We start from the raw sequence: 25,833 nt of genomic DNA, 5'->3' as shown, positions 1-25,833 counted from the left end.
ATGAACACCGCCGCCGACCGCCCCGAGCCCCTGCGCCTGCCGCCGCCCCGCCAGGGCTGGGGCAACATCTTCTGGACCCTATTCGGCCTCGTGGCGCTAGCGGCCCTCCTCGTCGCATGCGCCGTCTACACGGCCCCGCCCGTGATCTCGGATTGGCAAATCCGGGACACGGCGCGCCCCGTCGCCGCCGCGCGGGTGAGCGACGGCAAGTGCAGCGCCAAGATCGTGCTCCATCTCTGCGACATGACCCTCACCCTGCCCACGCCGACGGGCACGGTGGTGCGCCGGATCAATACCGTGTTCACGGGCATGCACGTGGGCGATTACAGCGTCCGGGTGCTGGCTGATCCGGCCCGGCCCGACCTCGTCACCACCGATCTCGCCCTCGACCGCCTGTGGAACCGCACCGTCACGCTTCTAGTCATCGCCGGGGCGCTGGCGGTCATCATCGTCGCGGCCCTCGCCGCGATGGTGCGCAACCGGCGCGCCGGCGCGATGGGCTAACGCGGTCGCGGCCCGGGCGGATCGCTCCGAAACACGAGGGATAAGGACCAGCACATGATCGTCTTCTGGACCGGGCGCGGCTACTGGGTCGTCCTCTTCGTGGCGCTGGCGATGTTCCTGCCCCTGATCGTCCTGCGGCAGGTCGACGGGCCGGAAGTTGACAGGGCGGTCTGCCTCACCATGAGTCTCGCGGCGCTCGCCGTCCTCGGTCTCGGATGGCGCTGGAACCACGGCACGACCTTCGGGCCGGCCGGGCGCGACCACGCCTTTTGGGGGCTGCCGATGCAGGTCTGGGCCGTGCCGATGCTCGTGTTCGCGGCCCTGCTCGGGACCGGCACCATCACCACGGCGGAGGCCTCGCGCGCCCGCCCTTCCCTCCAAGAACCCGGCGGCGTTGTTCGGTAAATCTCAGCCCCGCGACACGAAAAACCAGTTCGGCGCGAGGCGGCGGTCGCTCTCGGCCCCGGAGGCGGCCGGAACACGTCGTCCGGCCGGTACACGAACGACGTGCCCCAGGGCGTGCCCCCCGGGATCGGTTCGTCCAGGCCGATCTCGCCGCCGGGACCGCGGGTGAACCCCGCGAGCCCGAGGCGTTCGAGGGCGTCGCAGATGGCGCGGTAGCGGTCGTAGGGAACCCCGAGTTCCCGCAGGACGTCGATCTCCCGCAGGCTGTCCGTGTCGCGCGCGTCTTGCGGGCGGTACGGGGTGACGCGCTGGCCGTTGACGAGGCGGGTGCTCTCCCACCACGCCGTTCGCTCCGCCTCCGCCGGAGGATCGTCCCGCCCGCGTTCGAAGGACACCAGGGTGGGCATGGCCGCGATCTCCGCCACCACGGCGTCGAGCCGCGATCGGTTCAGTACGAAGTAGCCCGTCGTCGTTCCGAACGCCGCCCAGATCACGGCAGCAGAGAAGACCGCCAGGGCCAGGAAGGCCGCGACCCGGCGCTTCGCCGCGCGGGCGAACGCCGGCACCGCGACGACGGCCGCGGCGATCCCCGGGGCCGGCGCGTAGGCGACGAGGGCCCAGCCGAACACGACGACACCGCAGCCGCCGACGATGAGGGCCGCCCTTCGCGTCCCGTCGGACCGAGGGGCAATCATGGCGGGACGATCATCGCCGAGAATCCCCGACCAGAATCCTCGAACGGCGCCGTCATCGAACGGCCGCACGGTCGATGCGGGCGCGTCGCGCCGGGAGGTGCCGGCCCAGGAGCACGAGGCCGAGCCAAGCCAAAACCCAAGCCAAAACCCAGGCCGAAAACCACGCCGCGAGCCAGATCTCGTACAGGTGGGCGTCGAGGGCGGCTTCCCCATCGAGGCCGAGCCAGCGCGCGAGCCCGTGCGGGACCGGAAGGTCGGTCCAGAGGAAGACGCGCAGGACCGGGATCGAGAGCAGGCCGACGGCGAGGACGAGGCCGGCCGCCCGGTAGAGGGACCGCGACGCGCCCTCCAAGGTGCCGACGAGGCCGCCGACGAGGGCCGTGCCGAGCCAGAGTTCGACGGGCCGCAAGGTCGGATCGGTTCCGGGTTCGGCGGGCAGGAGGGGAAACAGCAGGAAGACCGGGGCGAGGCCGAGCGCCAGCAGCAATCCGAGGAGCGGAACGTGCAGCAGCCGCAAGACGCGTCGGCGGACCGGATCGCCGGCGTCGGGCCCCCGCTCAGCTGTCCGCATCGCGCGCCCGGTCGAGGGCCTTCGGGACGGCGGGGTCGCCCCGGTAGCGCCGTCGCAGGGTCCGCTCGTCCGCCTCGGCGTCGTCGCAGCGCAGGCGCTTCACGGCCGCCGCGATGGCCCGGCCGCGCGCCGCGTCCGTGGCATCCTCCCCGCCCCAGTGGTTGCAGTCCTGCAGCCGCGTCACGTACGCCGTCACGTCGCCCGGCAGAGCGGGCTCGGCCCGGACGGCGAGCGGCCCGAGGAGCGGCGCGGCGAGAAGCGTTGCGAGCGGCCCGGCAGAACGCTTGGCTACCTTGGAGAGAACGGTCCGCATGGCTCTCCATCCTGCCTTTCTTCGGGCGTCCCGCGCCGTATACAGGGAACCCGCATGAGACGCAGCCTTCTCCCCGCCGCCCGCTTCGCGCTCCTCGCAGCGTGCCTCCCCGCCCCGTCAGTGGCGGCGGGATGGGAGGCGGCGCGGTTCGAGTCGCCCGCGAAGACCGAGACCGCGACGTCTGGAGAGGGCAAGATGTCGGGGGAGGGCAAGCAGATCACCTGCACCACCTACCGCGATCTCATGGTGCGCGAGAGCGACGCCGACACGCCGGACCCCGAGGACGCGACCCTCGTGCCCCTCGCGAACGGCGCCGCCCCCGCCTGCGCCACCGCGCCGGGGCCGGGTGCGCGCATCCTGGCGACCGCCGGCCAGCGCTTCCTCGGCCGCACGGGCGGGTTCCTCGTCTTCGAGCAGGCGAGCACCAACGGCACCGTCCCGTTCGCGGTGCTCGACGCGGGCACGGGCCGCACCCTGATCCGGGACACGACCGCCTAGGCCGGCATCGACACCTTCGCGGTTGCGGACGGGACCCTGCGGCTCGGGTTCCAGCGCGGTGTGCAGGGGGCCTGCTCGATCCCGAAGCACGGCGCCGCGTGCTGGGCGCGGATCGCCCGCGACGGGCCGCTTCCACCCGCCGTCGCGGCGCTGCCGGCGCCCGTGAAGGCCTGCGCCGGGAGTTATCGGGCCGGAAAGGCCCCGAAGGACACGCCCAGCATCGTCTCGTTTCCCGTACAACTAGAGGGGACCGCCCCACCCACCGTCGAGGCCGGCGGCCCGGTGCGCTGCGCCCCGACACCGTGAAAGCGATCTTCCCGTGAGGGCGGGTCTCACTTTGACAGCGTGCCCGCCCCGTCATTGAACCGTCACGCCAAGCCCGCATCCGGGGCCGTCCTACCGAGGAACCGCCGTATGATCTCTCGCCGTCACGCCCTCGCCGCTGCGCTCGCCCTGTCGGTCCTGTTCGCCCCCTCGGCCATGGCCGAGCCGACCATCGGCCTCGCCGAGCGCCGGGCGATCGCGGCCTACCGCCAGGACCGCTACAGCGCGCAGGAGAAGGCGATCCAGGAGGCGGCGGGCTTCGCCGTGCCGGTGGAGGTGGCGTGGGACGACCTCACGCTCCCGGGCGACGCCAAGTACTATTCCGACCCGGACTATTTCGAGAAGACGATCTTCGAGCCCCTGGCCGTTGGGCTGAAGGAGGTGGCCAAGGACAAAATGGGCCGCGACGCCCTGGCCGCGAAGCTCAAGACCATCCGCGTCCGCTTCGACGAGAACACCGCGCCGGCCTCGAACTACGCCAAGCGCCTCACGTTCGACGGCGGGGTCCTCGACGTGAACTGGCGGCCGTTCACCAACGTCGCCGACTCGAAGGACCGGGTCGAGGCCGTGGTGAAGCTGCTGGAGAAGGGCCTCTGACGGTGCGTGGCACCGCCCTGAGCCTCGCCGCCCTGCTCGCCGCCTGCGGCGCGGCGGCGGGTGAGCCGGCCGCCCGGTCCGGCACCTACGACAGCCTGACGCTGGCGATCTCCGGCGATGCGGTGGCGGGGGTCTTCGCCGAGCAGCGGGGGGCGGTCGATGCCGGTAGCCCGCAATTCGCCTGCGTCTTCCTCCTGCGCGGCACCCTCGCGGGCGACCGGGCCAAGGTCGAGACGTGGTTTCCCGACGAGCCGGAGCGCATCCCGGGGGACCTCGCCTTTACCCCCGACGGCGCCGCCCTGACCCTCGTGGAGGATCACGGCGGTTGTTCGATGACCACGGGAACCATGGTGGGGACCCCCTACGCGCTCTCGCGGCGTGCGGCAGCGACCCCGTCCGGATGGATCGGCGTCGGCCTCGTGACGGCCGAGCGCACGGCCTTCCGGCCGGAACCCGGCCCGGCTCCGGCCCGAGCGCCCTACCTCGTCCGGCTCGATCCCGTCGCGGTGCTGGAGCGGCGGGGCGCCTGGGTGCGCGTGCGCTACCGGGGGGAGAAGGCCCCGGTCATCGGCTGGCTGCCGGCGGCTGACCTCGCCGTGGTGACTCCCTGACCCCCTCGCCGCTCGAACGGGCCGAAGGCCCGCCCCCGACCACAGGATGTCCCATGCGCCGAACGCTGTCCCACACCCTCCTCCCGCTGATCCTCGTGACCGGCCCGGCCGTCGCCCAGGCCCCGGCCGCGCCGCCGCGCCCGGCCACGACCTGGGTGCCGGTGGAGGAGCCCATGAGCGCGCTCCTCAACGGCGGCCACCGCATCGTCTCCGCCTCCGGTCCGAGTTTCACCCTCGAGCGGGGCGGCAAGTACGTGGTCTGCGAGGTGCGGCCGGCGGGTGGGATGCGCGGGGCATCCGAGACCACCTCGACCTGCCACCGCGTGAACTGAGGCCGGTGCGATGGAAGTCAGGGACGCCTCCCTTCGCGCGCGGTTCGACGCCCTGTGGGCGCGTACCGTCGGCACGCCCGGCGCGGCGGCGTGGCGGGCCCTCGACGCGGGCTACGGCGCGGCGGACCGGCACTATCACGGCTGGCCCCACGTCGCGGCGCTGCTCGCGGGGCACGATTCCGTGCGGGCGCATCCCGATTTCGCCGGCCTCGACGGCGACGCCATCGATCTCGCCATCGCCTTCCACGACGCCGTCTACGACACCGCTCGTGACGACAACGAAACCCGCAGCGCCGACCTGCTGCGTGCCGAGGCGGGGCCGGCGTCCGGGGATGCGCACGTCCGTGCCGCGATCGCGATGATCCACGCGACGGCGGCACACGGCCCGAGCGCGGAACCGGCGACCCGGCTCCTCCTCGATCTCGATCTCGCCGTGCTCGGTGCGCCGCGCGCCGTCTACGCGGCCTACGCGGCGGCGATCCGCCGGGAATACGCCGCCGTTCCCGAGGCGGTTTGGCGGCTCGGGCGCGCCCAGGTCCTCGACCGTTTCCTCGCCCGGCCGCGCCTCTACCAGACTGACCTCTTCCACGACCGCTTGGAGGCCGCCGCCCGCGCCAACGTTGCGGCGGAAGCGGCCGGGCTCCGTGCCGGCCCCCCGGAATAGGGACGTCCCGCATGCGTCCCTCGCGACGCGTGGCGCTCCTCGTTGCGCTCCTCGGCCTGCCCCTCGTGCTCGCGGCCTTTGCGGCAGAGGGCCAGTTCGGCACCACGCGGTACCGCCTCATCGGGACCGCGTACGCCGTGCCGCACGCCTACGAGTTTTCCCGAAACTTCCGCCTACCCTGGCTCGACGCGCTCCCGGGGCTCGGCCGGGAGCCGGCGGACGCGCTCTGGCTGATGCTGCCCGCCACCGAGGTCGCGGCGGGCCTCGCCGGCTACAGCCCCCTCAGCCACGGCCATGCCGGCCCGTTCGCCACCGACCTCGTGGTCCACGTCGTGGGCGACCCGGACGGTCGCCACTTCGCATTCCGCCACGCCCGGCAATGGGGCACTTTCGATGCGCGGCTGGCCGAGGGCGCACCGTGGCGGCCCGACCCGTACGGCGGCGAGCGCCTCGTCTATTCCGAAGGCGTCGACCACCGGCGCTTCTACCGCCTCCCGTCCCAGCAAGCGGCACGGCCGGCCGACCAGACGCCGCACAGCTGCCTCGCCTCGGACACCTCGGACGGGCGCGAGGTCTCCACCTGCACCTACCTCGTCCACCGCGATGGCCTGACCTACGATTTCTCCCTGCGCCCAGAGAACCTCGACGTGGCCGACCGCGTGCCGGCCTACGTCCTGGCGCGCCTCGCGGCCTGGAAGCGGTAGGCGCCGGCCCGGGAGGAGGCTCTATGATCCGACGCTACCCGGCCTACCGGTAGCGCCTGCGCCAGGACCATCCCTCGAACGTGGCGGCCGGGCTCGCCCTCGTAGCGGGCGTCGCCGCCACCATCTCGGTCATCGGCTGCCTCGTGCCCGGACCACACGGCCCCACCCGTGCCCAACCCCTCTACTGGCTGTCGATGCTCCCCCTGGTCTGGTGGGTGAACGGCCTGGTGCGGTTCGAGCCGCGCGCGGTGCGGAACTGGCGCTCCACCTTGGCCCTGGCCTGCCTCGGCGCCGGCGCGTGTCTCGCGGCGGCCCTGTGGCGGGCGGAGGACTGGACGCTGCCCGCCCTCGGCTGCGCCGTCACCCTCGCGAGCGCGGGAGCGAGCCTCGCGGTCCACCGCGACAGTCTGGTCGCGCGCAAGGGGCCGGCGCGCTGAGCGCCACGGACCCGTCAGCGCCGGCGGATCGGCCGCAGGGGGCCGTGAAAGAAGCTGGGCTCCATCCCGATGGCGGCGGCTCGCTCACCGATCACGGCGAGGCCGCCCAGCAGCCCCGCGATGGGGGCATCCAGCAGGCCGGGATGGTTGAGGGCCTTGCCGATCTGGCGGCCCTCCCACCAGAATTCCGCGAAGAGCAGGGCGAGGAGGCCGAGTAGCCCCCAGGTCACCAGGCCCTGCCCGAGGAAGTAGACGCCGTAGGGCGGCGACAGGATCGTGCTGAGCTTGGCCAAGCCGATCACCCCGGCAAAGCCCAGGACGAGGATCAGGAGCAGGCGGACCAGCAGGCGCCGATACAGGCGCAGGGCCAAGTCTAGTTCCTCCACGGAGGAGTGGTCGAGCTTCAAGGACATCTAGGTTCCTGACATGCGGTTCTTCCGCCTGATCCGGTCCGGGAGGTGTGGCTGACGGGCGGCCGCCCCGCAACCGGCACCGGGGCGGGTGACATCCCGGGGCCGGACGCCCATGCTCGTTCGCCGATGCAAGGAGCCCGAACCGTGCTGGCGATCCTGGACCGCTTGTTCTCCCGATCCGCCAGACCTGCCCCCGCGACGGGCCGCCTCAAGCCCGAGCAGGCGGCGGCGATCGCGGCGTGCGCCGCGGCGGGAACAGGCACAGCCACCACCGGCACGGCCGTGCCGACCCGGACGGACACCGGCCTCGTCTGGGATGTTTGCGAGGTCGCCTACGGCAGCGGCTGGCGCGTGTTCGTGGACGACGCCGCGGGCGCGCCCGGCCCGCTCGGGCGCTGGGGCCTCAGGTGAGCCTGAGGGCACGGGGAAGAGTGCTCGGTGCGCTCGCCCTCCTGGGGCTTGCGGCCGGCCTCGCGCCGCAGGCCGTGCAGGCGCGCGCCGGGGGCGCCTACCCACTGGCCTGCCGTGACGTCCACGCGGATTTCGCCCGCACGGAGCACTGCGCCCGCCGCGCGGGGGACTTCGTCCGCATCGACCCCGTCCGCCTCGCGCGCATGCCGTTCCGGGGTGGGGTGACGGAGATCGTCGTCGATGGAGTCGGCTCGCTCTGGGCGCGCCGCGACGGGCTGGCGCTGCCGGTGTTCCCCCTCGACAACGGGCCGGATCCCTTCGCGCAGGGGTTGGTGCGCGCTCGTCACGCCGGCAAGGTCGCGTTTCACGATCGGCGCCTGCGCCGGGTGCTGGCCACGAATTTCGACTGGTCGTTCCCGTTCAACGCCCGCGGCGAGGCCCTGGTTTGCCAGGGCTGCCGCTCGGACGGGCGCGAGCCATCCGCCATGGTCGGGGGCCGATGGGGGTTGATCGACCGGCGCGGCCGGCTGACGAGGCCTTTGGCGGAAGGCCGAGGCGCCGCCCGGCGCTACTTCGACTGGCCCCGATGAGGAGCGGACGACGCGATCGCGATCCCGCGCAAAGGTTTAGCGACCGCTCTCCGTCCGTCCTCATTAATAGACGCCGGTGCTACCCGTGGAACGTACGCTCCTTGACGTCAACCTGCTCGTCTCCCCGCAGACTTACGGAGGCGTAAGGACGAGCGTTTACCTTGAAGGAGACATCAGTCCTGTCTTCAGCGATCTTCGGCTGACCTCAGCCTGGACGCACCCGACTCTCATTCTTATGGCAAGATTCTAGATCGCGTACCGAGCGGTTGTAGGTCTCGTTGAAGCGTTGCGCCGGTTGGCTCGGATCACTCTTGGCGCGAATGTCCCGGGCGACGTCCCGGCCATGCCCAATCACGCTTGCAACCGTGTCGGTGTAGCCGGTGCAGGATGAGTTCGCCTTCGGGCTCATGCCGTCGAGAACCGTGCCGAGGTGGCGGTTGGCGTTCGAGACCTCGCCGAGTGCGGTCAGGAAGGGAGCGACATCCGCCTTCGGTCCCAGTGCCTCGAACCGCCGGACTGCGCGGCGCAGGGTGAGGCTGGTGGAGAGGAGGCGCCGTGCCGGCGCATCCTCCGGCAGCGCCGCCAGGCGGAGCTCATCCCGGGCGATCTCGCGCTCGAACAGGGCCGTGCCATACGCGTCCATCGCCTTGGCGGCCGCGTCGACTCTGGGAACGAGGATCGCGTGCTGCTCGCGGGCGAACTTGAAGCCATCCTCTTTGAACTCGCGTGTGGCCTGATAGCGCGTGAGCGCCTTCAGGATGGGATTGACCTCACGCAGGGCTGCCAGCAGCCGGGAGGCCTGAGCATCCACCTCTGGCACGACGCCCGGCAAGGCAACGGCCTTCTCCAACTCGTCGATGACCCCATCGAAATCCACGATGCCGAAGTGGTACCAGGCGTTGGCGCCGAACTTCGTTCCGAGCTTGAGCACCCGCTCGTTGTCGCGCCGGTAGTCGGCCAACTGCTGCTCCAGGGGATGCGACCGGACGAGGTGGTTCTGGGCCTCGGTGTAAGCATTGGCCTTTGCCAGCGCCTGAGCCTCGGGCGTCGGCGCCGGGCGGGCGGTCGCCCGAGGCGAGCCCGGCGATGGCGGCGGGCTCTGCAACAGGGCCTGTGAGGCCGCGGGTGCGGCGGGAAAATCGCATTTGAATGCGTCGACCAAGCTTTTGCGCACGGCCTCATGAGCCTGGGCGCACTGATAGGCCACGGTCGGACGCGCCGCCTCGTTGCGCAGGACCGAGTCGCGGAAGCTCTCGCGCATCGTGTTGATGCCCTGGCGGATGCCGGGGCGAGCGGCTTCCGGTACGCCGGGGCTGGCCGCGCATTGGGCATAGGCTTCCAGGAAGGCGTCGCAGCTCTCGACGCCCACCGGTGTCACCGGCGTGACCGCCACCACGGGTGTGGCCGAGATCCCCGACAGGAGGGCCAGCGCACAGGCCGAACGGTGAGACATGCCGAGCTTTCTCGTGGAGGCTGTGCTGCGCATTCTGGTCCTCGAAGTTGAAGCGCTTGGTCATGGAACGACGACGCTAGGGATTGCGGATGGCGACATGGACCTCGTTGCATCGATCAAGTCGGGATTGTAGCCGAGAAGATGGTCCGAACCCTCCTCGGCGATGCCTTTCCTCATAATTACGTGGGCCTGGCTGGTCTCCGCCGGGGTTCTTCATCCCGGGGTAGATCGGCAATGCTGGATGACCGCTTTGTCGATCTGCCGCCAATCAGCGGACAGACCGCAATCCACCCAACTCGGACATCGCGACAGCCAATCCGATCGCGGTCAGATTCCGGTTTCCTGCGCTGCGTCCAAACACGAAAAAGGGCGGCTCCCGCAGGAACCGCCCTCTTCCAAACCGTCGATGAGACCGCGGATTAGCGCTTCGAGAACTGGAAGCTGCGGCGGGCCTTCTTGCGGCCGTACTTCTTGCGCTCGACGACGCGGGCGTCGCGGGTGAGGAAGCCTTCGCGCTTGAGCGGGGCGCGCAGCTCCGGCTCGTAGTAGGTCAGCGCCTTCGAGAGGCCGTGGCGCACAGCGCCGGCCTGGCCCGAGAGGCCGCCGCCGGCGACCGTGACGTTGATGTCGTACTGGTCGACGCGGCCGGCGATCTCCAGCGGCTGGCGCAGGATCATGCGCAGCACCGGACGGGCGAAGTAGACCTCGACCGGACGCTTGTTGATCGTGACCGTGCCGTTGCCCGGCTTGATCCAGACGCGGGCGACCGCGTCCTTGCGCTTGCCGGTGGCGTAGGCGCGGCCCTGGGTGTCCAGCTTCTGGACGTGGACCGGCGCCTCGTTGGCGGGATCCACCGCGCCGGTGTTCGCCCGGTTGAGGTCGGCGAGGGACTGGAGGGTCGCCATGATCAAGCGCTCACGTTCTTGCGGTTGAGGGCGCCGACGTCGAGCGCCTGCGGCTGCTGGGCCACGTGCGGGTGCTCGGCGCCCTTGTAGACGCGGAGGTTGCCGAGGATCTGCCGGAAGAGCGGGCCGCGGGGCAGCATGCGCTCGACGGCCTTCTCGACCACGCGCTCGGGGAAGCGCCCTTCGAGGATGAACTTGGCCGTGCGGTCCTTGATCCCGCCCGGGTAGCCGGTGTGGTAGTAGTAGCGCTTCTGGACGTACTTGCGGCCGGTGAACTTCACCTTGTCCGCGTTGACGACAATCACGTGGTCACCGCAATCGACGTGGGGCGTGTAGGCGGCCTTGTGCTTGCCGCGCAGGCGCATCGCGACGATCGAGGCGAGGCGGCCGACGACGAGGCCCTCCGCGTCGATCACGATCCACTTCTTGTCGACCTCGGCGGGCTTTAGCGAGGTGGTCTTCATGGTGAGATCCCAGGGTTCCGATGCGCCGGAACCCCGACGGATCGGGACGCGGACAGCCTCGGGGTGCCGAAAAACGAGCCGCCGCGTGGGGAGCACGCGGCGGCGACGGCCGGTGGATAGCCGGGGATGCCCGCTCCGTCAACCGATAAAATCGAAATCCCGAAAACGCTTTTCGTTGGAATGACTTCGCCTTAGCGGTATCATGATACCGCGTCCCTCACTCCGGGCGTTTGCCCCGCTCGGCGATGGTGAGCCTCTGGACGCCCCGGCCCGCCAGAACCGGTTTCTTCGCGGTGATGATGCGGGAGTTCACCCCGGTCCAGCCGATCTCCCCCGAGAGCCGGCCGTACTCGATCTTCGGGCAGCGGTTCATGATCACCGCGAGGCCGCGGGCCTCGGCCCGGGCGGCGGCGGCGTCGTCGCGCACGCCGAGCTGCATCCAGATCACCTTCGGCGGCGGGTCGAGGGCGAGCGCCTCGTCCACCAGCGGGCCGGCGGCGGCAGAGTTGCGGAAGATCTCGACCATGTCGATCGGCTCACGGATCTCGGCGAGCGCGGCCGCCACCCGCCGCCCGAGCAGCTCCTGCCCGGCGAGCCCGGGATTGACCGGGATGACCGCATAGCCCCGGTCGAGCAGGTATTTCAGCACGATCCAGCTCGGGCGGGCCGGGTTCGCGGAGGCGCCGACCAGCGCGATCGTGCGCGTGTCGTTCAGGATCCTGCGGATCTGCGCCTCTGGATAGCGCGTGTGCCGGCCGGCGAAATCCGACCCCGGCTCCTCGGTGACGCTGGTCTCTTGCATGTCGCGGATCCGCTCCCGCCGCATCATCGCAGGGCCGGCGGCCGTGCGGGTTCACATCTCTCTATAACCGCCAGACTTCGTGCCCCAGCGCCCGGAACGCGGCCGGGTCGTAGAGCGCCTTCACGTCCACGATCAGGCCCCCGGCCTTGAGCCGGGCGGCGATCTCCTCTGGGGGGCGCTCGGCATAGTCCCGGTGCGGCACCGCCACCACGACGGCGTCGGCCTGGTCGGGCAGATCGGCCCAGTCGATCAGGTCGATGCCGTACGCGGCCCTGGCCTCGTCCTTGCGCGCGCGGGGATCGTGGACCGAGACGGCGCAGCCGAACTCCGCCAGCTCCCGGACCAGGTCGGCCACCTTGGAGTTGCGCAGGTCCGAGCAATTCTCCTTGAAGGTCAAACCCAGCACGATGACCTTGGCGCCCCGGGCACCGCCGCCATTGCGGGCCCCCTGCCGGACGATCAGCTTGACGGTCTTGCGGGCGACATGGGCCGCCATGCTGTCGTTGATGCGACGCCCGGCCAGGATCACCTGCGGATGGTGGCCGACCATCGCGGCCTTGTGGGTCAGGTAATAGGGATCGACCCCGATGCAGTGGCCACCGACCAGCCCCGGGCGGAACGGCAGAAAATTCCACTTGGTGCCGGCGGCCCGCAGCACCTCCAGGGTGTCGAGGTCGAGCTTGTCGAAGATCTGCGACAGCTCGTTCATCAGCGCGATGTTCAGGTCGCGCTGGGTGTTCTCGATCACCTTGGCGGCCTCCGCGACCCGGATCGACGAGGTCGCGTGGATCCCGGCCTCGATGATCGTCCCGTAGAGCGCGGTGAGCCGGTCCAGGGTTTCGGGCGTGTCGCCGGCCACGATTTTCACGACCTTGGCGAGGCTGTGCTCCCGGTCGCCGGGATTGATCCGCTCCGGCGAGTAGCCGACCCAGAAATCAGTTTTCCAGCGCAGGCCGGAATGCCGCTCCAGCACGGGCACGCAGACCTCCTCGGTGGCGCCCGGATAGACCGTGGATTCGAACACCACGGTCGCCCCGGGCCGCATGTGCCGCCCGACCAGCGCGGAGGCCTCGGTGAGCAGGCTGAAATCCGGGCTCTGGGCGTCGTCGACCGGCGTCGGCACCGTGACGATGATCACGTCGGCCCTCGACAGGGCGGCCGGGTCGTCGGTGATCGACAGGTACTGGGCTGCCCGGAATGCCCCCGGCTCGATCTCGCCGGCCGGGTCGATCCCGTCCCGGTAGGCCGCGACCTTGGCGGTCGCGCGCTCGTAGCCGATCGTGCGCAGGCCCTGCCCGAACGCCAGGGCGAGCGGCAGCCCGACATAGCCCAGGCCGACGATGGCCACGCATGTTTCTTCGGAGGGAGTGACGTCCATCGTGATGCCGTGCGGGGCGCGTGCCGCCCGGATCGGGTCATACCTGTTCCGGGCGGGTTTCGGTATGCGGGGTTGGGCCAGCGACGGTGCATCGCCTTCACGGCAGTCGCGCTCCCTCCCCACCCCACGGGGAGGGAAAGGCGCGCGTGGCCTGCCGCCGCCTTCACCCCACCGACATCCGCAGCGGCGGCACCACCTCCGGCGGCAGCGGCGAGACGTAGCCGGCGGCGCCGACCCGGCGTGCGAGGTCGGCCTTGGCGGCCTCGCGAAGGGCCGGATCGGTGAGCGCCAGGGCGCCGGTGGCGGCCATCGCCTTGGCGACCTGAACCATCGCCTTGTGGGCGGCCGGGCTGCGGCCCTGGGCGACCACCTGCCAGGTGTGGAACGGGGTTCCGATCGCCACCGTGGGCGCGTGGGCCTGCACGGTCGGCACCACCCAGCTCACGTCGCCGACATCGGTGGAGCCCACCGCCGGGTTGCGCGGAGCGTCGCGCGGGACCAGGAAATCGGCGAGCGGTGCCTCCGTACGGGGCAGCCCGATGGCGCGGAACACGGCATCGATGTCGCCGTCGCTGAGCGTCCCCCGGATCGCGCCGGCGAAGGCCCGGTCGGCCTCGTCGAAATGCGGCGGCCCGAGTTCCTCCATGACGCCGTGGAGCGCCCGCTCCAGCGGGTCGTTGCCCAGGAGGTTCGACACGGCGCTGACGATCCGCACCTCGACGCCGGTCTCGGTCATCAGGGCGGCGCCCTCCGCCACCTTCTTCACCCGCTCGACCAGGGCAAGCATGCCCGGGAGGTCCCGCGCCCGGATCGAGTACCGCACCCGGGCGCTCGCCTGGACGACGTTGGGGGCGATGCCGCCGGCGTCGAGATAGGCGTAGTGCACCCGCGCGTCGGAGGGCATGTGCTCGCGCATGTAGTTCACGCCGACGCTCATCAGTTCCACCGCGTCCAGCGCCGAGCGGCCGAGATGCGGCGCGGCCGCCGCGTGGGCGGTCCGGCCGGTGAAGATGAAGTCCGCCCGGGTGTTGGCGAGCGCCACCGGGGGCGCCACCTCCCAGAAGCTGCCGGGGTGCCAGGAGATCGCGATGTCGGCATCCGCGAAGGCGCCCTCGCGGACCATGAACGCCTTGGCGGCTCCGCCCTCCTCGGCCGGGCAGCCGTAATAGCGCACGCGGCCGGGGGTGCCGGTCTCGGCGAGCCAGTCCTTCACGGCGGTCGCGGCCAGCAACGCCGCCGCCCCGAGCAGGTTGTGGCCGCAGCCATGGCCGTGGCCACCCTGCTCCACGGGCCGGTGCTCGGCGATCCCCGCCTCCTGCGACAGTCCTGGTAGCGCGTCGTACTCGCCCAGGAAGGCGATGACCGGACCGCCCTCTCCCGCCTCGCCCATCACGGCGGTGGGGATGCCGGCGACCTGCTCGGTGACGCGGAAGCCTTGATGGCGCAGCTCCGCCGCGTGCTCGGCGCAGGAGCGCTCTTCCGTGTAGCAGACCTCCGGCATGCCCCACACGCGCTCGGACAGGGCGATCAGCCGCGCCTTCTGCGTATCGACGTGGCGCCACACGGTGTTGCGGTTGTCCATCTCGTCGTCTCCGAGCGTGTCTCGCGTCGATGCGCATCCATAGCGGGTGCGGCGGCCTGCGTGTCGGGCCCCGTCATGCAGGCCCGGGGCCAGGCTGCCGAGCCCCGGCGACGACGTTTCGCCCCAAGCGTAACTGGCGCGCCCCTTGCCAAGGGCCTTGCCAAAGCCGCACCCAGAAGGATGCTATGCGGGGCGCGGCGGCAATCAGGGATAGGTGCATGGACGAGCGGGATCTGCGCGGGCTCATCGGGCAGGTGAAGGTCGGCCGCTTGTCGCGGCGCGGCTTCGTGCAGCGGATGCTGGCCGTCGGCCTTTCCGCGCCGATGGCGGGGCTGATGCTGGCGGGGAACGGGGTGGCGATGGCCGCCGACATCCGGGGCGGCTACAAGGCGGCGAAGGCTGGCGGCGGCGGTGCGCTGCGCCTGCTCTGGTGGCAGGCGCCGACCCTGATCAACCCGCATTTCGCCATCGGCACGAAGGACCAGGAGGCCTCGCGGATCTTCTACGAGCCGCTCGCCGCCTGGGACGCGGACGGCAACCTCGTGCCGGTGCTGGCCGCCGAGATCCCGTCCAAGGAGAATGGCGGGCTGGCCGCCGACGGCCGCTCGGTGGTCTGGAAGATCAAGCCGGGCGTGACGTGGCACGACGGCAAGCCGCTCACCGCCGACGACCTCGTGTTCACCTGGGCCTATGCCCGCGACCCCGCCACCGCGGCGGTGACGATCGGCTCCTACAAGGATTGCACGGTCGAGAAGGTCGACGACCTCAGCGTCCGGATCCTGTTCGACAAGCCGACGCCGTACTGGAGCGATGCCTTCGTGGGTACCGTCGGCATGGTGATCCCCAAGCATCTGTTCGCCGCCTATACCGGGGCCAAGTCCCGGGATGCGCCGCAGAACCTCGCCCCCGTGGGCACCGGGCCGTACCGGTTCCTCGAGTTCCGGCCCGGCGACATCGTCCGGGGCGAGCGCAACCCGAACTACCACCTGCCCAACCGGCCCTACTTCGACACCATCGAGATGAAGGGCGGCGGCGACGCGGTCTCGGCAGCCCGCGCGGTGCTCCAGACCGGCGAGTACGACTACGCCTGGAACCTGCTCGTCGAGGACGAGGTGCTCAAGCGCCTGGAGACCGGCGGCAAGGGCCGGGTCGACGTCGTCTACGGCGGCAAGCTCGAGTTCCTGCTGCTCAACACCACCGACCCGAACGTCGAGGTCGACGGCGAACGCTCCTCGCTCAAGACCAAGCACCCCGCCTTCTCGGACCCGAAGGTCTGCCACGCGATGAACCTGCTGGTCGACCGCAAGTCGATCCAGGACTACATCTACGGCCGGACCGGCCGGGCCACGGCCAACTCGGTCAACGGCCCGGAGCGCTTCGTCTCCAAGAACACCCGCTTCGCGTTCGACCCGGCCAAGGCCAACGCGCTCCTCGACGAGGCCGGCTGGGCGAGAGGCTCGGATGGCGTGCGGGCCAAGGACGGCAAGCGCCTGAAGCTGCTGTTCCAGACCTCGATCAACGCCCCGCGCCAGAAGACCCAGGCGATCATCAAGCAGGCGGCGGCCAAGGCCGGGATCGAGATCGAGCTGAAATCGGTCACCGGCTCGGTGTTCTTCTCCTCCGACCCGGCCAACCCGGACACGTTCCCGCATTTCTACGCGGACATGGAGATGTACGCGATCAGCATGACCCAGGCCGATCCCTCGACCTGGCTGCTCCAGTACGTCTCGTGGGAGGCCGCTACCAAGGACAACAAGTGGCAGGGCCGCAACATCGCGCGCTGGCGCAACGCGGATTACGACGCCGCCTACAGGGACGCCCAGGCCGAACTCGACCCGGTCAAGCGCGCCGCCCTGCTGATCAAGGCCAACGACCTCGCGGTCTCGGAGAACATTCTGCCGCTGATCCATCGGGCGGAGGTCTCGGGGGCCGCCGCCAAGCTGGTGGCCCCGCGCAGCGGCTGGGACAACGACTTGGCGTTCCTGCCCGAATGGAGCCGGGAGGCCTGAGCGGGAGCCGCGCGCCATGGGCGCCTACATCCTGCGCAGGCTCCTGATCGCGATCCCGAGCCTGCTCGGGATCAGCCTGATCCTGTTCGTCGTCCTGGCCCTCGCCCCGGGAGACCCGTTCGGCGAGCTCGCCGCCAACCCGAACGTGCCCCCGGAGGTCCGCGCGGCCCTGCGGCTCAAGTTCGGGCTCGATGACCCGATCTTCACCCGCTACCTGCGCTGGCTCTGGGCGATGCTGCACGGCGACTGGGGCTTCTCCTTCGCCAGTCGGGTGAACGTCGACACGTTGATCCTGCAGCGGCTGCCGACCACGCTGTTCGTGGTCGGGTCCTCGCAGGTCCTGGCTCTGCTGGTGGCGGTGCCGGTCGGGCTCTACGCCGCCCGCCGGCCCTACTCGCTGGCCGACCAGGTCGCCAACACCCTGGCCTTCGTGGGCTTCTCGCTGCCGACCTTCTTCACCGGCCTGTTGTTCATCCTGCTGTTCTCGATCAAGCTCGGCTGGCTACCTTTCGTCTACCAAGCCGACCTGCCCGGCACGGGGCTGGCCTGGGCCTGGGAGAGCGTGCGGCAAGCGATCATGCCGGTGGCGGTGCTGGGCTTCTTCCAGGCCGCCTCCTACACACGCTACGTGCGCGCCTCGGCGCTGGACGTCGCCCGCCTCGACTACGTCACCACGGCCCGGGCCAAGGGGCTGACCGAGGGCACTGTCACCCGCCGGCACGTCGCCCGCAACGCCCTGATCCCGGTGGTGACCCTCGTCGCCCTCCAGATCCCGGCGGTGTTCGGCGGCGCCATCGTCACCGAGCAGATCTTCCGGATCCCCGGCATAGGCTCCCTGCTGATCGACGCGATGCTGGCCAACGACACCCCGGTGGTGATGGCCGTGACCTTCGTGTTCGCGGGCCTCGTCGTCCTGTTCAACCTCGTCGCGGACCTGCTCTATGGCTGGCTCGACCCTCGCATCGCCCTCCGTTGAGGCGTCCCCCCTGGCCCGCTCCCCGGCCTCGCCTGGGCGGGAGACCTGGCGGCGCTTCCGCCGGCACCGGCTGGCGCTGGCCAGCGTCGCCGTGCTGGCGGTGCTGGTCGGCGGCGTGTTGTTCGGCGGCCTCGTCTGGCCGCTGGCCATCGACGACATCGACTTCTCGGCTCAGCTCCAGGGGCCGTCCTGGGCGCACCCGTTCGGCACCGACGACCTTGGCCAGGACCTGCTCGCCCGGATGATCTACGGCGGCCGGATCTCGCTCGCGGTCGGCTTCGCCGCCATGGCGGTGGCAAGCCTGATCGGGGTCGTGGTCGGGGCGCTGGCCGGCATGTCGCGCCGCCTGCTCGATCCGGCGCTGATGTGGTTGACCGACCTGTTCCTGTCGCTGCCGCAGCTGCCGCTGCTGCTCTTAGTGATCTACTTGTTCCGCGACAGCCTGAAGGCCGTGTTCGGGGTCCAGGGCGGCGTCTTTCTCATGATCGTCGCGGTGATCGGCGGCCTGCGCTGGATGCCGGTCGCCCGGCTGGTGCGGGCGCAGTTCCTCACGCTGCGCGAGAAGGAGTTCGTCGAGGCGGCCCGCTCGCAGGGCGCCACCACCGGACACCTCGTCCGCCGCCACATCCTGCCCAACGCCCTGGGGCCGGTGATCGTGGCCGCCTCCATCGAGGTCTCGGCGGCGATCATCGCGGAATCGACGCTCTCGTTCCTGGGCCTCGGCTTCCCCCCGGACATCCCGACCTGGGGCAGGCTGCTGTTCGACGCCAAGGACCATCTCGACGTCGCCCCGCACTGGGCGCTGTTCCCCGGCGGCGCGATCTTCCTGACCGTGCTGGCGATCAACTTCATCGGCGACGGCCTGCGCGACGCCCTCGACCCGCGCCGGGTTTTCTAACGGGCACCTCCGCCGTAGGGCTCCGCCCTGCACCCGCGAAAGGTCCCGGACCTTTTGAAACCAGGACTGGTCAAGGAGCTGAGCCCGTGACGGATCCGATCCTCTCGGTGCGCGACCTCACCGCCGCCTTTCGTTCCGACGGGCAGTGGCGCGAGGTGGTGCATGGCGTCTCATTCGATATCGGCCCCCGGGAGACCGTGGCGCTGGTGGGCGAATCCGGCTCCGGCAAGAGTGTGAGCGCGATGTCGATCATGCGGCTGCTCGCCCGGGACGCCAGCCGCGTCGGCGGCAGCGTGCGGTTCGAGGGCCGGGAACTGCTCACCGCCTCCGAGGCCGAGATGCGCCAGGTCCGGGGCGATGCCATCGCCATGATCTTCCAGGAGCCGATGACCTCCCTGAACCCGGTCCTGACCGTCGGCTTCCAGATCGCCGAGGCGCTGATCCGGCACCGGGGCCTGTCGCGGGCTGGCGCCGAGGCCGAGGTGGTCCGGCTGCTCGACAAGGTCCGGATCCCGGGCGCCCGGTCGCGGATCCATCAATACCCGCACCTGTTCTCCGGCGGCATGCGCCAGCGGGTGATGATCGCCATGGCGCTGGCCTGCCGGCCCAAGCTCCTGATCGCCGACGAGCCGACCACGGCGCTCGACGTGACGATCCAGGCCCAGATCCTCGACCTGATCAAGAGCCTCCAGGACGAGGAGGGCATGTCGGTCCTGTTCATCACCCACGACATGGGCGTGGTCGCCGAGATCGCCGACCGCACGGTGGTGATGTATCGTGGCCGCGCCGTGGAGGCCGGCCCCACCGCCCGGATCTTTGCCGCGCCCGAGGATCCTTACACCCGGGCCTTGCTGGCGGCCGTGCCGCGGCTCGGCGCCATGGCGGGGCGGGCCCGGCCGATGCGCTTCCCCGTGATCGACCGCGCCACCGGCGTCGCCGAGCCGACGCCCGAAACCCCCGACACCGTCAAGTCGGCCGAGCGCCCGATCCTGGAGGTGCGCGACCTGACCACCCGGTTCGAGATGCGCGGCGGCCTGTTCGGCCGGGTGACCGGGCGCGTCCACGCGGTCGAGCGGGTCTCGTTCAGCTTGGCGGCCGGCGAGACTCTGGCGCTGGTCGGGGAATCCGGCTGCGGCAAGTCCACCACCGGCCGTTCGATCCTGCGACTGGTCGAGCCGCTCTCTGGCTCGGTCCTGCTCGACGGCGAGGACGTCGCCGCCCTCGACCCCAAGGCCCTGCGCCTCCGGCGCCAGCGGATGCAGATGATCTTCCAGGACCCGTTCGCCAGTCTCGACCCGCGCATGAGCGTCGGCGCAGCGGTGGCCGAGCCCCTGCTGATCAACCGCCTCGCCACGGGTCGCGAGGCGCGCGCGCGGGCGGAAGCGCTGCTGACCCGGGTCGGGCTGCCGGCCGAGGCCGCGGGGCGCTTCCCGCACGAGTTCTCCGGCGGCCAGCGCCAGCGGATCTGCATCGCCCGGGCGCTGGCCTTGCGCCCCCGCCTGATCGTGGCCGACGAGGCGGTCTCGGCGCTCGACGTCTCGGTGAAGGCACAGGTGGTCAACCTGATGCTCGACCTGCAGGCCGAGATGGGGCTCGCCTATCTCTTCATCTCCCACGACATGGCAGTGGTCGAGCGGGTGAGTCACCGGGTCGCCGTGATGTATCTCGGCGAGATCGTGGAGATCGGCCCCCGCGCGGCCGTGTTCGGCGACCCCCAGCACCCTTATACGAAGAAGCTGCTGGCCGCCGTCCCGGTCCCCGACCCTGCCCGCCGCCGGGACCGTCACGCGCTGCCGGACGACGAGATCCGCAGCCCGATCCGGGCACCGGACTACGCGCCGCCGGAGCGGCTGTACCGTGAGGTCTCCCCAGGCCACGTGGTGCAGGATTGGGGCGCCGACTGGGAGGGCGCCACGACGCGCATGGCAGCGGCGTGACGGGCGGCTGCGGAGTCATCGCCAGCGGAGCACCCGCTTGATCCGGCTGTCAGCGTGCGGATCGGCGTAGTGCAGCAGCACGATGGCGCGGATCGCGTCGGCATCACACGCTTCGTCGGTGTGCGGCGAGCGGGAGCCCCAGGAGAAGTGAAGGCTCCCGGGCTTGAGCTTGAGGCGGATTGTGCGCCGGCCCCCACGACGATACGCCGCGTTCGGTAGAGCCTGGGCTAGCTGGTTGTCGGGACCCTGACCCAGCAAACTGATCCACGGCTGAGCGCGAGTTTTTCGGGCATCCCGAACCCCGGACGGGGGATGCCATGCCCCGCAAGCGCTTCACGAACGAACGGGGCGCCTTTGCCCTGCGGCAGGCGCAGAACGGTGCGACGGTGGACGAGGTCTGCCGGAAGGGGGGTGGTCCGAGCCTACGTTCCACCAGTGAAAGAAACAGTTCGTCGGCATGGGTTGCCGGAGATCCGGCGGCTCAAGAAGCTGGAAGAGGAGAACGGCAAGCTCAAGAGGTTGGTGGCCGACCTGACGCTGGACCGCTCGATGTTGCAGGATGTCCTGACGCGACAGCGGTAAGGCCCTGCGCTCGCCGTGAAGTCGCCGGTCACCTGCAAGGTGGCCCGAGGCTCGAGCCGAGCGTCGGGCCTGCCAGGCCACCGGCGTCGGTCGCCTGTCGTCTGTCGCAGCGCTACAGGAAGCGATCCGACCCTCAGGTCGCGCTGCGGATGCGGCTGAAGGAGTTGGCCGTAGCGCACGTGCTCTATGCCTACCGGCGGCTGCACACCCCAATTCTGCCGGCCGCATGCTTGACCGGTGGACCTACTTCAACGGGGTCGAGTTCGACTTCTCCCGACCAGGCAGACCGACCGACAACGCCGACATCGCGTCGGTCAACGGCCGTCTACCGGCGGAGTGCCTGAACGTCTCGTTGTTCCTGTCGTTGGCGGATGCTCGCGAGCGCGTCGAGGAATGGAGGTACCACGACACCGAAGATCGACCCCACACAGCCCCGGATGGCTTTACGCCCCGAGCTTTCGCCAACAAAGCCGTCACCGCCCGAGAGCTCCCATAGGTCGTGAACCACAAACGGGGTCAACTCCAGATCGGCGATGCAGTAACGTTCATGTTGGATCACCCCGTTGGAAGCGATCGGGTACGTGAATTAGGCTGGTGCCGTTCCAGCTAGGAAACGCTTACGAAGAAAGTGGCGTAGCCGTCCGCGTGGACACGATCCAGATGCGCTCGATAGGCTGCGTAAGTCGCCTCATGCGGAGCGATGCGGCCGTAACGGAGTTCAGCCGCAACGCGCTCCGGGAGCAGGGCGAGCGGGGCAGCAGCGGGCGTGAGCTGCATGCCGCGGCCCGCGTGCAGCGTGGTGAGAATCCCGTACATCTCGCCTCGAATATTGGGACGGCCTAGCACCGCGAGACGATGCTGCCCGTGCCAGTTGGTCGTTAAGTATACCATGCCTGATTGGCTGGGAACGGCGACACTGCCGGACTGTGCGAACGGCGCATCGATCCGCTCGGCCTCACGGAATACCAAGCGCGCGCTGTCCGTGTCCCAGGCAATCTCGGTTCGGTAGGCGAAAATCACTCCCGCCGTCTCGAACGAGGGGCGTAGGGTGAGGTAACAGCCCTCCAGCCAAGACACACCCTGACGCGCGTAGGCCCCGAGTTCGTCGGGGGCGTGACGGGGCAGTTCCGGAACCGGTGCCTGCTCCGCCGGCTGCCGCAGGGATTGGCCCAACGCCTCCTCCAGCCGGATCGTGGTTGCCAGGGTGAACGGCCGGCGGCCGGCGAGCGCTTTCTCCAGGGTCGAGATGCTGATCCGGGCCTCATCGGCCAGCGTCTGCCGAGACATGCGTCGGCGGGCCAGCGCCTCGCGTACATTCTGGGCGATGGCGCGGCTCTGCGCTGCGGACAGTTCAACTTCGTTCACGGACAAGGCTCGCGCAGGCTCGATCCGTACAGATCCGCATGAAACCGCACATTTGCGCAAGCGCGGCCAAGCTGGCCAGCCACGCCGACCCATCAGGAACGCCCTGCCTCCGACGCCAACTCGGTCTCGACGATCAGCCGCAGCGGACCGGCCTGCAGCGCCTCCAGGGGCCAGCAGGTGACGAGGTCGAGATGCCGTCCCGGGGCGTGTGGGTCGATGCCCGAGGCGTCCCAGCGCGCAACCCGCTTGCCGGTGACGCGGAAGCGCAAGGTTCGGCCGTCCCGGCCCGTCACCGTGACCGAATCGCCGGGGCCGATCTGCCCCAGTCCCGCGAACTGCGTGTCGCGGTGCGCGGCGAAGACCGCAGTACCGGGTTCGCCGGCCTCCGGGGTGCCGTCCAGATGGCCGGGGCCGAAGGCCAGGGCCTGCCCGCTCCCGCCCCGCAGGACCACGAAGCTGCGGCCCGCGACGGTGAGCCGGGCGATCGGCTCGGTGTCGGCCCAGGGCCATGGCTTGGCGGGCTGCCGCCCGGCCAGGCTGCGGGCGAAGGCACGCTCCAGCAGCACCTGCGCCAGAATGGCCTTGACGGGTATCCAGGCGGCCTGCGCTGTCAGCGCGAGGCCCGCAAGGGTGAGGAGGGTCGCGAGGGCCCTCCCCCGCCCGGGTCCGAGATGACGGCGCATCATATTTCCCCGGTCCGCCGGCCGCCGGACCGATGACCGGCGCCCAGCAGGAGGCCCAGGAGAGCGAGGAGAAGGCCCAGGCTAAGCTCCGCCAGGATACCGGCCCCCGTCTGCGGCAAGTCAACGGCCGCGCCATCGGCACTGATCGGCACGATTCGGGCCGCCTTTTCGTCGGCTGGCGCGTCGTCGGGCCGGTCCGTGCCGAACACACTGGCGAAGTCCCAGCCCGCCGGCAGGTTCAGCGGCAGGTCGGCGGCGACGAGGGGCGTGCCCGGCGCCCGGCGCGGGGTGGCGTCGATGGCTACGAGAGCAGTCAGCCGCGTCGTCAGGCCGTGCTCCAGGGCGAGGGCCAGGATGGTGGCGTCGGCCGCGTCCGCGCCGAGTCGCCCGGTCAGGCGCGTTGTCTCGGTCTCGCCGATCCGGGAGCGCGCCCAAACCTTGGAGATGCCGGCGCCCGCGTCCGCCTCGGCGAGCGGCAGCGTCCGGCTCCAGGTCCGGCCGCCCACCCGGCCCGCGACGGTCACGGTCCCCGCGACGGTCACGGTCCCCTCGGCAGTCCTCGGCAGCCGCGCGGCGAAGACCAGAGGCTCGCCGCGGTACAGGTCGGGCAGCGCACCCGGCGTGACCTCGACGCCCGGAACCGAGAAGGTCGCGGTCAGGTCGGTGACGGCGGGAGATTCAAGCTTCTCGTAGAGTGCGCGGGTCCGTTCGCCGACCTGCGCGAGGTCGCGGATCTCGGTAAAGCTGCCGCGTCCGATCCCGGCGGCGTGGCGCATCAGGTGGCCGTTGGGCGCCGAGCCGATGCCGACCATGAACAGGCGCGAGCGCCCAAGATTCGCGTGGATCGCCGCGAAGATCTGCTCCTCCTCACCGACGGCTCCGTCGGTGAGGAACACGACTTGGCGCACGCGCCCGTCCTCCGCATGGGGATCGGCCAGGGCGGCCTTGAGTGGCGCCAGCATCTCGGTGCCGCCGCGAGCCTCCAAGGCGGCGACGAAGCGTTCGGCCTCTGCCAGGGCATCCGGCGTCGCCGGCACGGGTACGGGATGCAGCGCGTCCCAGGTGTCGTCGAAGCGGATGACGTTGAAGCGGTCCTGCGAGGTCAGGCGCCCGAGGCCGGCCAGCAGCCCGGCCTTAGCCTGCCGCATCGAGGCGCCGGACATCGAGCCGGAATTGTCGATGACGAATATGACGTCGCGCGCCGGCCGGGAGGCCGTGTCGGCCTCGATCGCGGGCGGGTTCACGGCGGCCAGCAGGTAAGTCCGGCCGGCGACGGTCTCGCGGAACAGGCCGAGGCCGGGCATCCGGCCCGGGACCGGCGCCCAGGTCAGCTCGAGGTCACGGTCGGCCGGCGCGACGCCGTTGGCCAGGGTGATGGTCCGGGCCTCCGGGCTGGTCTCTGTCACGCTGATCGCGTGGGTCGCGCTGCGAACGGCTCCGACGGCGAAACCCGCCCGAAGCCGAACCGTGACGGCGACGGGGTTGGTCGATCGGGAGATCGACGGGTCGAGCACCGGCGGGCTGATCCGGGCGCGATCCGGAACCGGGTCGCGGGCCGCCTCGACCACGCCGTCGAGGGAGACTGCCGCCACCGAGGCAGGGGTGGGATTGTAGCGGGGCGCGACCACCAGGGGCAGGCGCAGCATCCGCGTCTCGCCGGAGACGGGGATCGTCTGCTGATAGGTGATCTGGACAAGCACCGTCTCGCCGGGGCCGATATTGGCGACCGCGTTGGTGAAGATGTTGGGCCGCTCCTGCGTGGTCAGGGCTGCCGACTGCCCCGCCGCCCGCGCGGCCTCGTAGGCGCGCTTGGCCGCCGCCCGCTCGCGAATGTCGGCGACGATCACGCGGGAGCCGACGACGAGCTTCATGCCATCCACGGCGGCGTCCTCCGGCAGGGGATACACGTAGGTGCCCTCGACCCAGTTCGTACTCGTGTTGCGGAAGGCTTGGGTGACGACGGTCCGGGCGGTCGGGCCGCTGACATCGACGCCGATGTCGGTCGCGAGCTGGACGGCCTCGACCTGCGCGGTGCCGGCCGACCCGCGCAGCGTCAGGCCGCCCCGGCGCGGTCCGGGCGCCGCCTGAGCCGAGGCGAGCATGACGAGGAGCGCCAGCAGCGCGAGGAAGAGCGGCGACAGCGTGGCGATGTGCCTGGGCTCGGCTGCGGATCGTGGAGTGAAGAACGGCATCGGGGAAGTCTCCTGCGCCGGCTGATCGAGGCCGGCTCGCCGCTGAAGCTCCCGCGCCCGCCCCTCTGCCACCACCAGAAACTTCGCTCTTTTCCGGGCTGGAGCCGCACCCGCTCGCCGCGACCGGACGGATCTGTGCGGGGCCGGTGCGGCTCTGTCCGCCCCGCGGTGCCGGCTGCCGACCAGACGCTGCGCGGCGCCAACATCACGGTCTCCTGGCCGAATGCCGGCCGTGCTCATCTTCTCCGGGCGGTACGGCCATTCCCGCGAAGGCGTTCTGTGGCACTTCGCGGCCCCGCCAAGTGGTTGAACCCCGGGAGGTCGAAGGGACCCGAGTCGGCTGACGAACGGGCTACGCGGCGACCGAAGCGCTGTAGCTCGCCGTAGCTGCAGCAGCCGCTCTCCTGCCAGGTTTTCTGTGTCCCGATCCGACTCGTTGCAGAAAGCCCGAAGGCCCGCTCCAGGCACTTGATGAGAGCCGCGATCGAAACGGGTGGATGTCCACTGGTCCTCCTTCGGGCGGTGGTGCCTGAAAGAG

At 70.7% G+C, this 25,833-nt stretch carries 30 protein-coding genes and 1 pseudogene; 17 read left to right on the top strand and 14 right to left on the bottom strand.

All coding sequences use genetic code 11. The features are described 5' to 3' along the window. Entirely contained in the window at positions 1-504 is a 504-nt protein-coding gene (locus FV242_RS19415) for a hypothetical protein (RefSeq protein WP_056186785.1), read from the top strand. An 80-nt stretch (positions 505-584) separates the two neighbouring features. Here FV242_RS19415 and FV242_RS34685 read toward each other — a convergent pair whose 3' ends face one another. Genes FV242_RS34685 through FV242_RS19400 form a run of 3 tightly spaced genes read right to left on the bottom strand, consistent with a single transcriptional unit; the run spans position 585 to position 2,488 of the window. Continuing rightward, a complete protein-coding gene (locus FV242_RS34685) occupies positions 585-1,604 on the bottom strand; it encodes a hypothetical protein (protein ID WP_187278481.1) in 1,020 nt (339 codons plus the stop codon). A gap of 52 nt (positions 1,605-1,656) precedes the next feature. After that, positions 1,657-2,175, bottom strand: a complete 519-nt coding sequence (locus FV242_RS19405) for a hypothetical protein (RefSeq protein ID WP_147940052.1) — start codon at positions 2,173-2,175, stop codon at positions 1,657-1,659. Further along, positions 2,162-2,488: a hypothetical protein gene (locus tag FV242_RS19400; protein WP_147940051.1), complete on the bottom strand. Its 327-nt coding sequence runs from the start codon at positions 2,486-2,488 to the stop codon at positions 2,162-2,164. Before FV242_RS19400 ends, FV242_RS19405 begins: the two co-directional genes overlap by 14 nt. A gap of 54 nt (positions 2,489-2,542) precedes the next feature. Here FV242_RS19400 and FV242_RS35600 point away from each other — a divergent pair, with 54 nt between their 5' ends. The 7 genes from FV242_RS35600 to FV242_RS19365 all read left to right on the top strand — a co-directional run bounded on the left by FV242_RS35600 (position 2,543) and on the right by FV242_RS19365 (position 6,655). Next, entirely contained in the window at positions 2,543-2,986 is a 444-nt protein-coding gene (locus tag FV242_RS35600; RefSeq protein WP_246692782.1) for a hypothetical protein, read from the top strand. Between the two features lie 414 nt (positions 2,987-3,400). Further along, the gene (locus FV242_RS19390; RefSeq protein WP_147940050.1) at positions 3,401-3,907 is read left to right on the top strand and encodes a hypothetical protein; all 507 of its coding nucleotides are present in this window, start codon (positions 3,401-3,403) and stop codon (positions 3,905-3,907) included. Positions 3,908-3,909: 2 nt separating this feature from the next. After that, positions 3,910-4,518, top strand: a complete 609-nt coding sequence (locus FV242_RS34680; protein WP_187193635.1) for a hypothetical protein — start codon at positions 3,910-3,912, stop codon at positions 4,516-4,518. Between the two features lie 53 nt (positions 4,519-4,571). Continuing rightward, entirely contained in the window at positions 4,572-4,850 is a 279-nt protein-coding gene (locus FV242_RS19380) for a hypothetical protein (RefSeq protein ID WP_147908967.1), read from the top strand. A 10-nt stretch (positions 4,851-4,860) separates the two neighbouring features. After that, a complete protein-coding gene (locus FV242_RS19375; protein WP_147940049.1) occupies positions 4,861-5,514 on the top strand; it encodes a hypothetical protein in 654 nt (217 codons plus the stop codon). Positions 5,515-5,525: 11 nt separating this feature from the next. Beyond that, the gene (locus tag FV242_RS19370) at positions 5,526-6,218 is read left to right on the top strand and encodes a hypothetical protein (RefSeq protein ID WP_147940048.1); all 693 of its coding nucleotides are present in this window, start codon (positions 5,526-5,528) and stop codon (positions 6,216-6,218) included. An 80-nt stretch (positions 6,219-6,298) separates the two neighbouring features. Continuing rightward, the gene (locus FV242_RS19365; RefSeq protein ID WP_147940047.1) at positions 6,299-6,655 is read left to right on the top strand and encodes a hypothetical protein; all 357 of its coding nucleotides are present in this window, start codon (positions 6,299-6,301) and stop codon (positions 6,653-6,655) included. A 14-nt stretch (positions 6,656-6,669) separates the two neighbouring features. Here the strand turns inward: FV242_RS19365 and FV242_RS19360 are convergent, their stop codons facing one another. Next, the gene (locus FV242_RS19360; RefSeq protein WP_147940046.1) at positions 6,670-7,068 is read right to left on the bottom strand and encodes an ABC transporter ATP-binding protein; all 399 of its coding nucleotides are present in this window, start codon (positions 7,066-7,068) and stop codon (positions 6,670-6,672) included. Positions 7,069-7,194: 126 nt separating this feature from the next. On the opposite strand from FV242_RS19360, the gene FV242_RS19355 reads away from it, so the two are divergent. Both FV242_RS19355 and FV242_RS19350 read left to right on the top strand, forming a co-directional pair. Then, positions 7,195-7,479 carry a hypothetical protein gene (locus FV242_RS19355; protein WP_210248942.1) on the top strand — a complete coding sequence of 95 codons (285 nt, stop codon included), beginning with the start codon at positions 7,195-7,197 and terminating at the stop codon, positions 7,477-7,479. After that, entirely contained in the window at positions 7,476-8,069 is a 594-nt protein-coding gene (locus tag FV242_RS19350) for a hypothetical protein (RefSeq protein ID WP_147940044.1), read from the top strand. Before FV242_RS19355 ends, FV242_RS19350 begins: the two co-directional genes overlap by 4 nt. A 205-nt stretch (positions 8,070-8,274) precedes the next feature. Here FV242_RS19350 and FV242_RS19345 read toward each other — a convergent pair whose 3' ends face one another. After that, positions 8,275-9,522, bottom strand: coding sequence for a DUF3829 domain-containing protein (locus FV242_RS19345; protein ID WP_147940043.1), 1,248 nt, complete (start codon positions 9,520-9,522; stop codon positions 8,275-8,277). Here FV242_RS19345 and FV242_RS36115 point away from each other — a divergent pair. Next, positions 9,521-9,655, top strand: a complete 135-nt coding sequence (locus tag FV242_RS36115) for a hypothetical protein (protein ID WP_274533107.1) — start codon at positions 9,521-9,523, stop codon at positions 9,653-9,655. The genes FV242_RS19345 and FV242_RS36115 overlap by 2 nt on opposite strands. Positions 9,656-9,941: 286 nt before the next feature. Here the strand turns inward: FV242_RS36115 and rpsI are convergent, their stop codons facing one another. From rpsI to FV242_RS19320, 5 genes are all read right to left on the bottom strand, one after another. Beyond that, positions 9,942-10,427, bottom strand: coding sequence for a 30S ribosomal protein S9 (gene rpsI, locus FV242_RS19340; protein ID WP_147908961.1), 486 nt, complete (start codon positions 10,425-10,427; stop codon positions 9,942-9,944). Between the two features lie 2 nt (positions 10,428-10,429). Further along, a complete protein-coding gene (gene rplM / locus FV242_RS19335; protein ID WP_147855873.1) occupies positions 10,430-10,891 on the bottom strand; it encodes a 50S ribosomal protein L13 in 462 nt (153 codons plus the stop codon). Positions 10,892-11,108: 217 nt separating this feature from the next. Beyond that, positions 11,109-11,693 (bottom strand): CoA-binding protein, encoded by a 585-nt coding sequence (locus FV242_RS19330; RefSeq protein WP_147940042.1) that lies wholly within the window; start codon positions 11,691-11,693, stop codon positions 11,109-11,111. Between the two features lie 61 nt (positions 11,694-11,754). Then, the gene (locus FV242_RS19325; RefSeq protein WP_246692781.1) at positions 11,755-13,041 is read right to left on the bottom strand and encodes a nucleotide sugar dehydrogenase; all 1,287 of its coding nucleotides are present in this window, start codon (positions 13,039-13,041) and stop codon (positions 11,755-11,757) included. Between the two features lie 193 nt (positions 13,042-13,234). Further along, the gene (locus FV242_RS19320; protein ID WP_147940040.1) at positions 13,235-14,653 is read right to left on the bottom strand and encodes a M20 family metallopeptidase; all 1,419 of its coding nucleotides are present in this window, start codon (positions 14,651-14,653) and stop codon (positions 13,235-13,237) included. A gap of 218 nt (positions 14,654-14,871) precedes the next feature. On the opposite strand from FV242_RS19320, the gene FV242_RS19315 reads away from it, so the two are divergent. The 4 genes from FV242_RS19315 to FV242_RS19300 all read left to right on the top strand — a co-directional run bounded on the left by FV242_RS19315 (position 14,872) and on the right by FV242_RS19300 (position 20,473). After that, entirely contained in the window at positions 14,872-16,662 is a 1,791-nt protein-coding gene (locus FV242_RS19315; RefSeq protein ID WP_147940039.1) for a peptide ABC transporter substrate-binding protein, read from the top strand. Positions 16,663-16,678: 16 nt separating this feature from the next. Continuing rightward, the gene (locus FV242_RS19310; RefSeq protein ID WP_147940038.1) at positions 16,679-17,638 is read left to right on the top strand and encodes an ABC transporter permease; all 960 of its coding nucleotides are present in this window, start codon (positions 16,679-16,681) and stop codon (positions 17,636-17,638) included. After that, positions 17,604-18,536, top strand: a complete 933-nt coding sequence (locus tag FV242_RS19305; protein WP_147940037.1) for an ABC transporter permease — start codon at positions 17,604-17,606, stop codon at positions 18,534-18,536. Before FV242_RS19310 ends, FV242_RS19305 begins: the two co-directional genes overlap by 35 nt. 86 nt (positions 18,537-18,622) lie before the next feature. Further along, a complete protein-coding gene (locus tag FV242_RS19300; protein WP_147940036.1) occupies positions 18,623-20,473 on the top strand; it encodes an ABC transporter ATP-binding protein in 1,851 nt (616 codons plus the stop codon). A gap of 15 nt (positions 20,474-20,488) precedes the next feature. On the opposite strand, the gene FV242_RS19295 is transcribed toward FV242_RS19300, so the two are convergent. Next, the gene (locus tag FV242_RS19295) at positions 20,489-20,731 is read right to left on the bottom strand and encodes a hypothetical protein (RefSeq protein WP_187278480.1); all 243 of its coding nucleotides are present in this window, start codon (positions 20,729-20,731) and stop codon (positions 20,489-20,491) included. Between the two features lie 153 nt (positions 20,732-20,884). On the opposite strand from FV242_RS19295, the gene FV242_RS35595 reads away from it, so the two are divergent. Further along, positions 20,885-21,055 (top strand): hypothetical protein, encoded by a 171-nt coding sequence (locus FV242_RS35595; RefSeq protein ID WP_246692329.1) that lies wholly within the window; start codon positions 20,885-20,887, stop codon positions 21,053-21,055. Between the two features lie 223 nt (positions 21,056-21,278). Further along, a pseudogene (locus tag FV242_RS35590) lies at positions 21,279-21,551 on the top strand (transposase); the annotation flags it as partial. A gap of 110 nt (positions 21,552-21,661) precedes the next feature. Here the strand turns inward: FV242_RS35590 and FV242_RS19285 are convergent. From FV242_RS19285 to FV242_RS19275, 3 genes are all read right to left on the bottom strand, one after another. Then, positions 21,662-22,420, bottom strand: coding sequence for a helix-turn-helix transcriptional regulator (locus FV242_RS19285; RefSeq protein ID WP_147940035.1), 759 nt, complete (start codon positions 22,418-22,420; stop codon positions 21,662-21,664). 92 nt (positions 22,421-22,512) lie between these two features. Then, the gene (locus FV242_RS19280) at positions 22,513-23,103 is read right to left on the bottom strand and encodes a class GN sortase (RefSeq protein ID WP_147940034.1); all 591 of its coding nucleotides are present in this window, start codon (positions 23,101-23,103) and stop codon (positions 22,513-22,515) included. Further along, the gene (locus FV242_RS19275) at positions 23,103-25,295 is read right to left on the bottom strand and encodes a marine proteobacterial sortase target protein (RefSeq protein ID WP_147940033.1); all 2,193 of its coding nucleotides are present in this window, start codon (positions 25,293-25,295) and stop codon (positions 23,103-23,105) included. The genes FV242_RS19280 and FV242_RS19275 overlap by 1 nt, the downstream gene beginning before the upstream one ends. Positions 25,296-25,833 lie beyond the last annotated feature (538 nt).

Origin of the sequence: Methylobacterium sp. WL64, from assembly GCF_008039945.1 — a bacterium.
Lineage (GTDB): Bacteria > Pseudomonadota > Alphaproteobacteria > Rhizobiales > Beijerinckiaceae > Methylobacterium.
The sequence above is the reverse complement of the archived record's forward strand: the minus strand, read 5'-3'. Positions and strand labels throughout refer to the sequence as shown.

Bases quoted from the DNA above. Each gene is read 5' to 3' on its own strand.
- rpsI (WP_147908961.1), bottom strand. From the start codon at position 10,427: ATGGCGACCCTCCAGTCCCTCGCCGACCTCAACCGGGCGAACACCGGC.
- FV242_RS19330 (WP_147940042.1), bottom strand. From the start codon at position 11,693: ATGCAAGAGACCAGCGTCACCGAGGAGCCGGGGTCGGATTTCGCCGGC.
- FV242_RS36115 (WP_274533107.1), top strand. From the start codon at position 9,521: ATGCCGAGCTTTCTCGTGGAGGCTGTGCTGCGCATTCTGGTCCTCGAA.
- FV242_RS35600 (WP_246692782.1), top strand. From the start codon at position 2,543: ATGAGACGCAGCCTTCTCCCCGCCGCCCGCTTCGCGCTCCTCGCAGCG.
- FV242_RS19345 (WP_147940043.1), bottom strand. From the start codon at position 9,522: ATGTCTCACCGTTCGGCCTGTGCGCTGGCCCTCCTGTCGGGGATCTCG.
- FV242_RS19380 (WP_147908967.1), top strand. From the start codon at position 4,572: ATGCGCCGAACGCTGTCCCACACCCTCCTCCCGCTGATCCTCGTGACC.
- FV242_RS19405 (WP_147940052.1), bottom strand. From the start codon at position 2,175: ATGCGGACAGCTGAGCGGGGGCCCGACGCCGGCGATCCGGTCCGCCGA.
- FV242_RS19400 (WP_147940051.1), bottom strand. From the start codon at position 2,488: ATGCGGACCGTTCTCTCCAAGGTAGCCAAGCGTTCTGCCGGGCCGCTC.
- rplM (WP_147855873.1), bottom strand. From the start codon at position 10,891: ATGAAGACCACCTCGCTAAAGCCCGCCGAGGTCGACAAGAAGTGGATC.
- FV242_RS19375 (WP_147940049.1), top strand. From the start codon at position 4,861: ATGGAAGTCAGGGACGCCTCCCTTCGCGCGCGGTTCGACGCCCTGTGG.
- FV242_RS19320 (WP_147940040.1), bottom strand. From the start codon at position 14,653: ATGGACAACCGCAACACCGTGTGGCGCCACGTCGATACGCAGAAGGCG.
- FV242_RS19315 (WP_147940039.1), top strand. From the start codon at position 14,872: ATGGACGAGCGGGATCTGCGCGGGCTCATCGGGCAGGTGAAGGTCGGC.
- FV242_RS19310 (WP_147940038.1), top strand. From the start codon at position 16,679: ATGGGCGCCTACATCCTGCGCAGGCTCCTGATCGCGATCCCGAGCCTG.
- FV242_RS19390 (WP_147940050.1), top strand. From the start codon at position 3,401: ATGATCTCTCGCCGTCACGCCCTCGCCGCTGCGCTCGCCCTGTCGGTC.
- FV242_RS19370 (WP_147940048.1), top strand. From the start codon at position 5,526: ATGCGTCCCTCGCGACGCGTGGCGCTCCTCGTTGCGCTCCTCGGCCTG.
- FV242_RS19275 (WP_147940033.1), bottom strand. From the start codon at position 25,295: ATGCCGTTCTTCACTCCACGATCCGCAGCCGAGCCCAGGCACATCGCC.
- FV242_RS19280 (WP_147940034.1), bottom strand. From the start codon at position 23,103: ATGCGCCGTCATCTCGGACCCGGGCGGGGGAGGGCCCTCGCGACCCTC.
- FV242_RS19305 (WP_147940037.1), top strand. From the start codon at position 17,604: ATGGCTGGCTCGACCCTCGCATCGCCCTCCGTTGAGGCGTCCCCCCTG.
- FV242_RS19355 (WP_210248942.1), top strand. From the start codon at position 7,195: ATGCAAGGAGCCCGAACCGTGCTGGCGATCCTGGACCGCTTGTTCTCC.
- FV242_RS34685 (WP_187278481.1), bottom strand. From the start codon at position 1,604: ATGATTGCCCCTCGGTCCGACGGGACGCGAAGGGCGGCCCTCATCGTC.
- FV242_RS19415 (WP_056186785.1), top strand. From the start codon at position 1: ATGAACACCGCCGCCGACCGCCCCGAGCCCCTGCGCCTGCCGCCGCCC.
- FV242_RS19360 (WP_147940046.1), bottom strand. From the start codon at position 7,068: ATGTCCTTGAAGCTCGACCACTCCTCCGTGGAGGAACTAGACTTGGCC.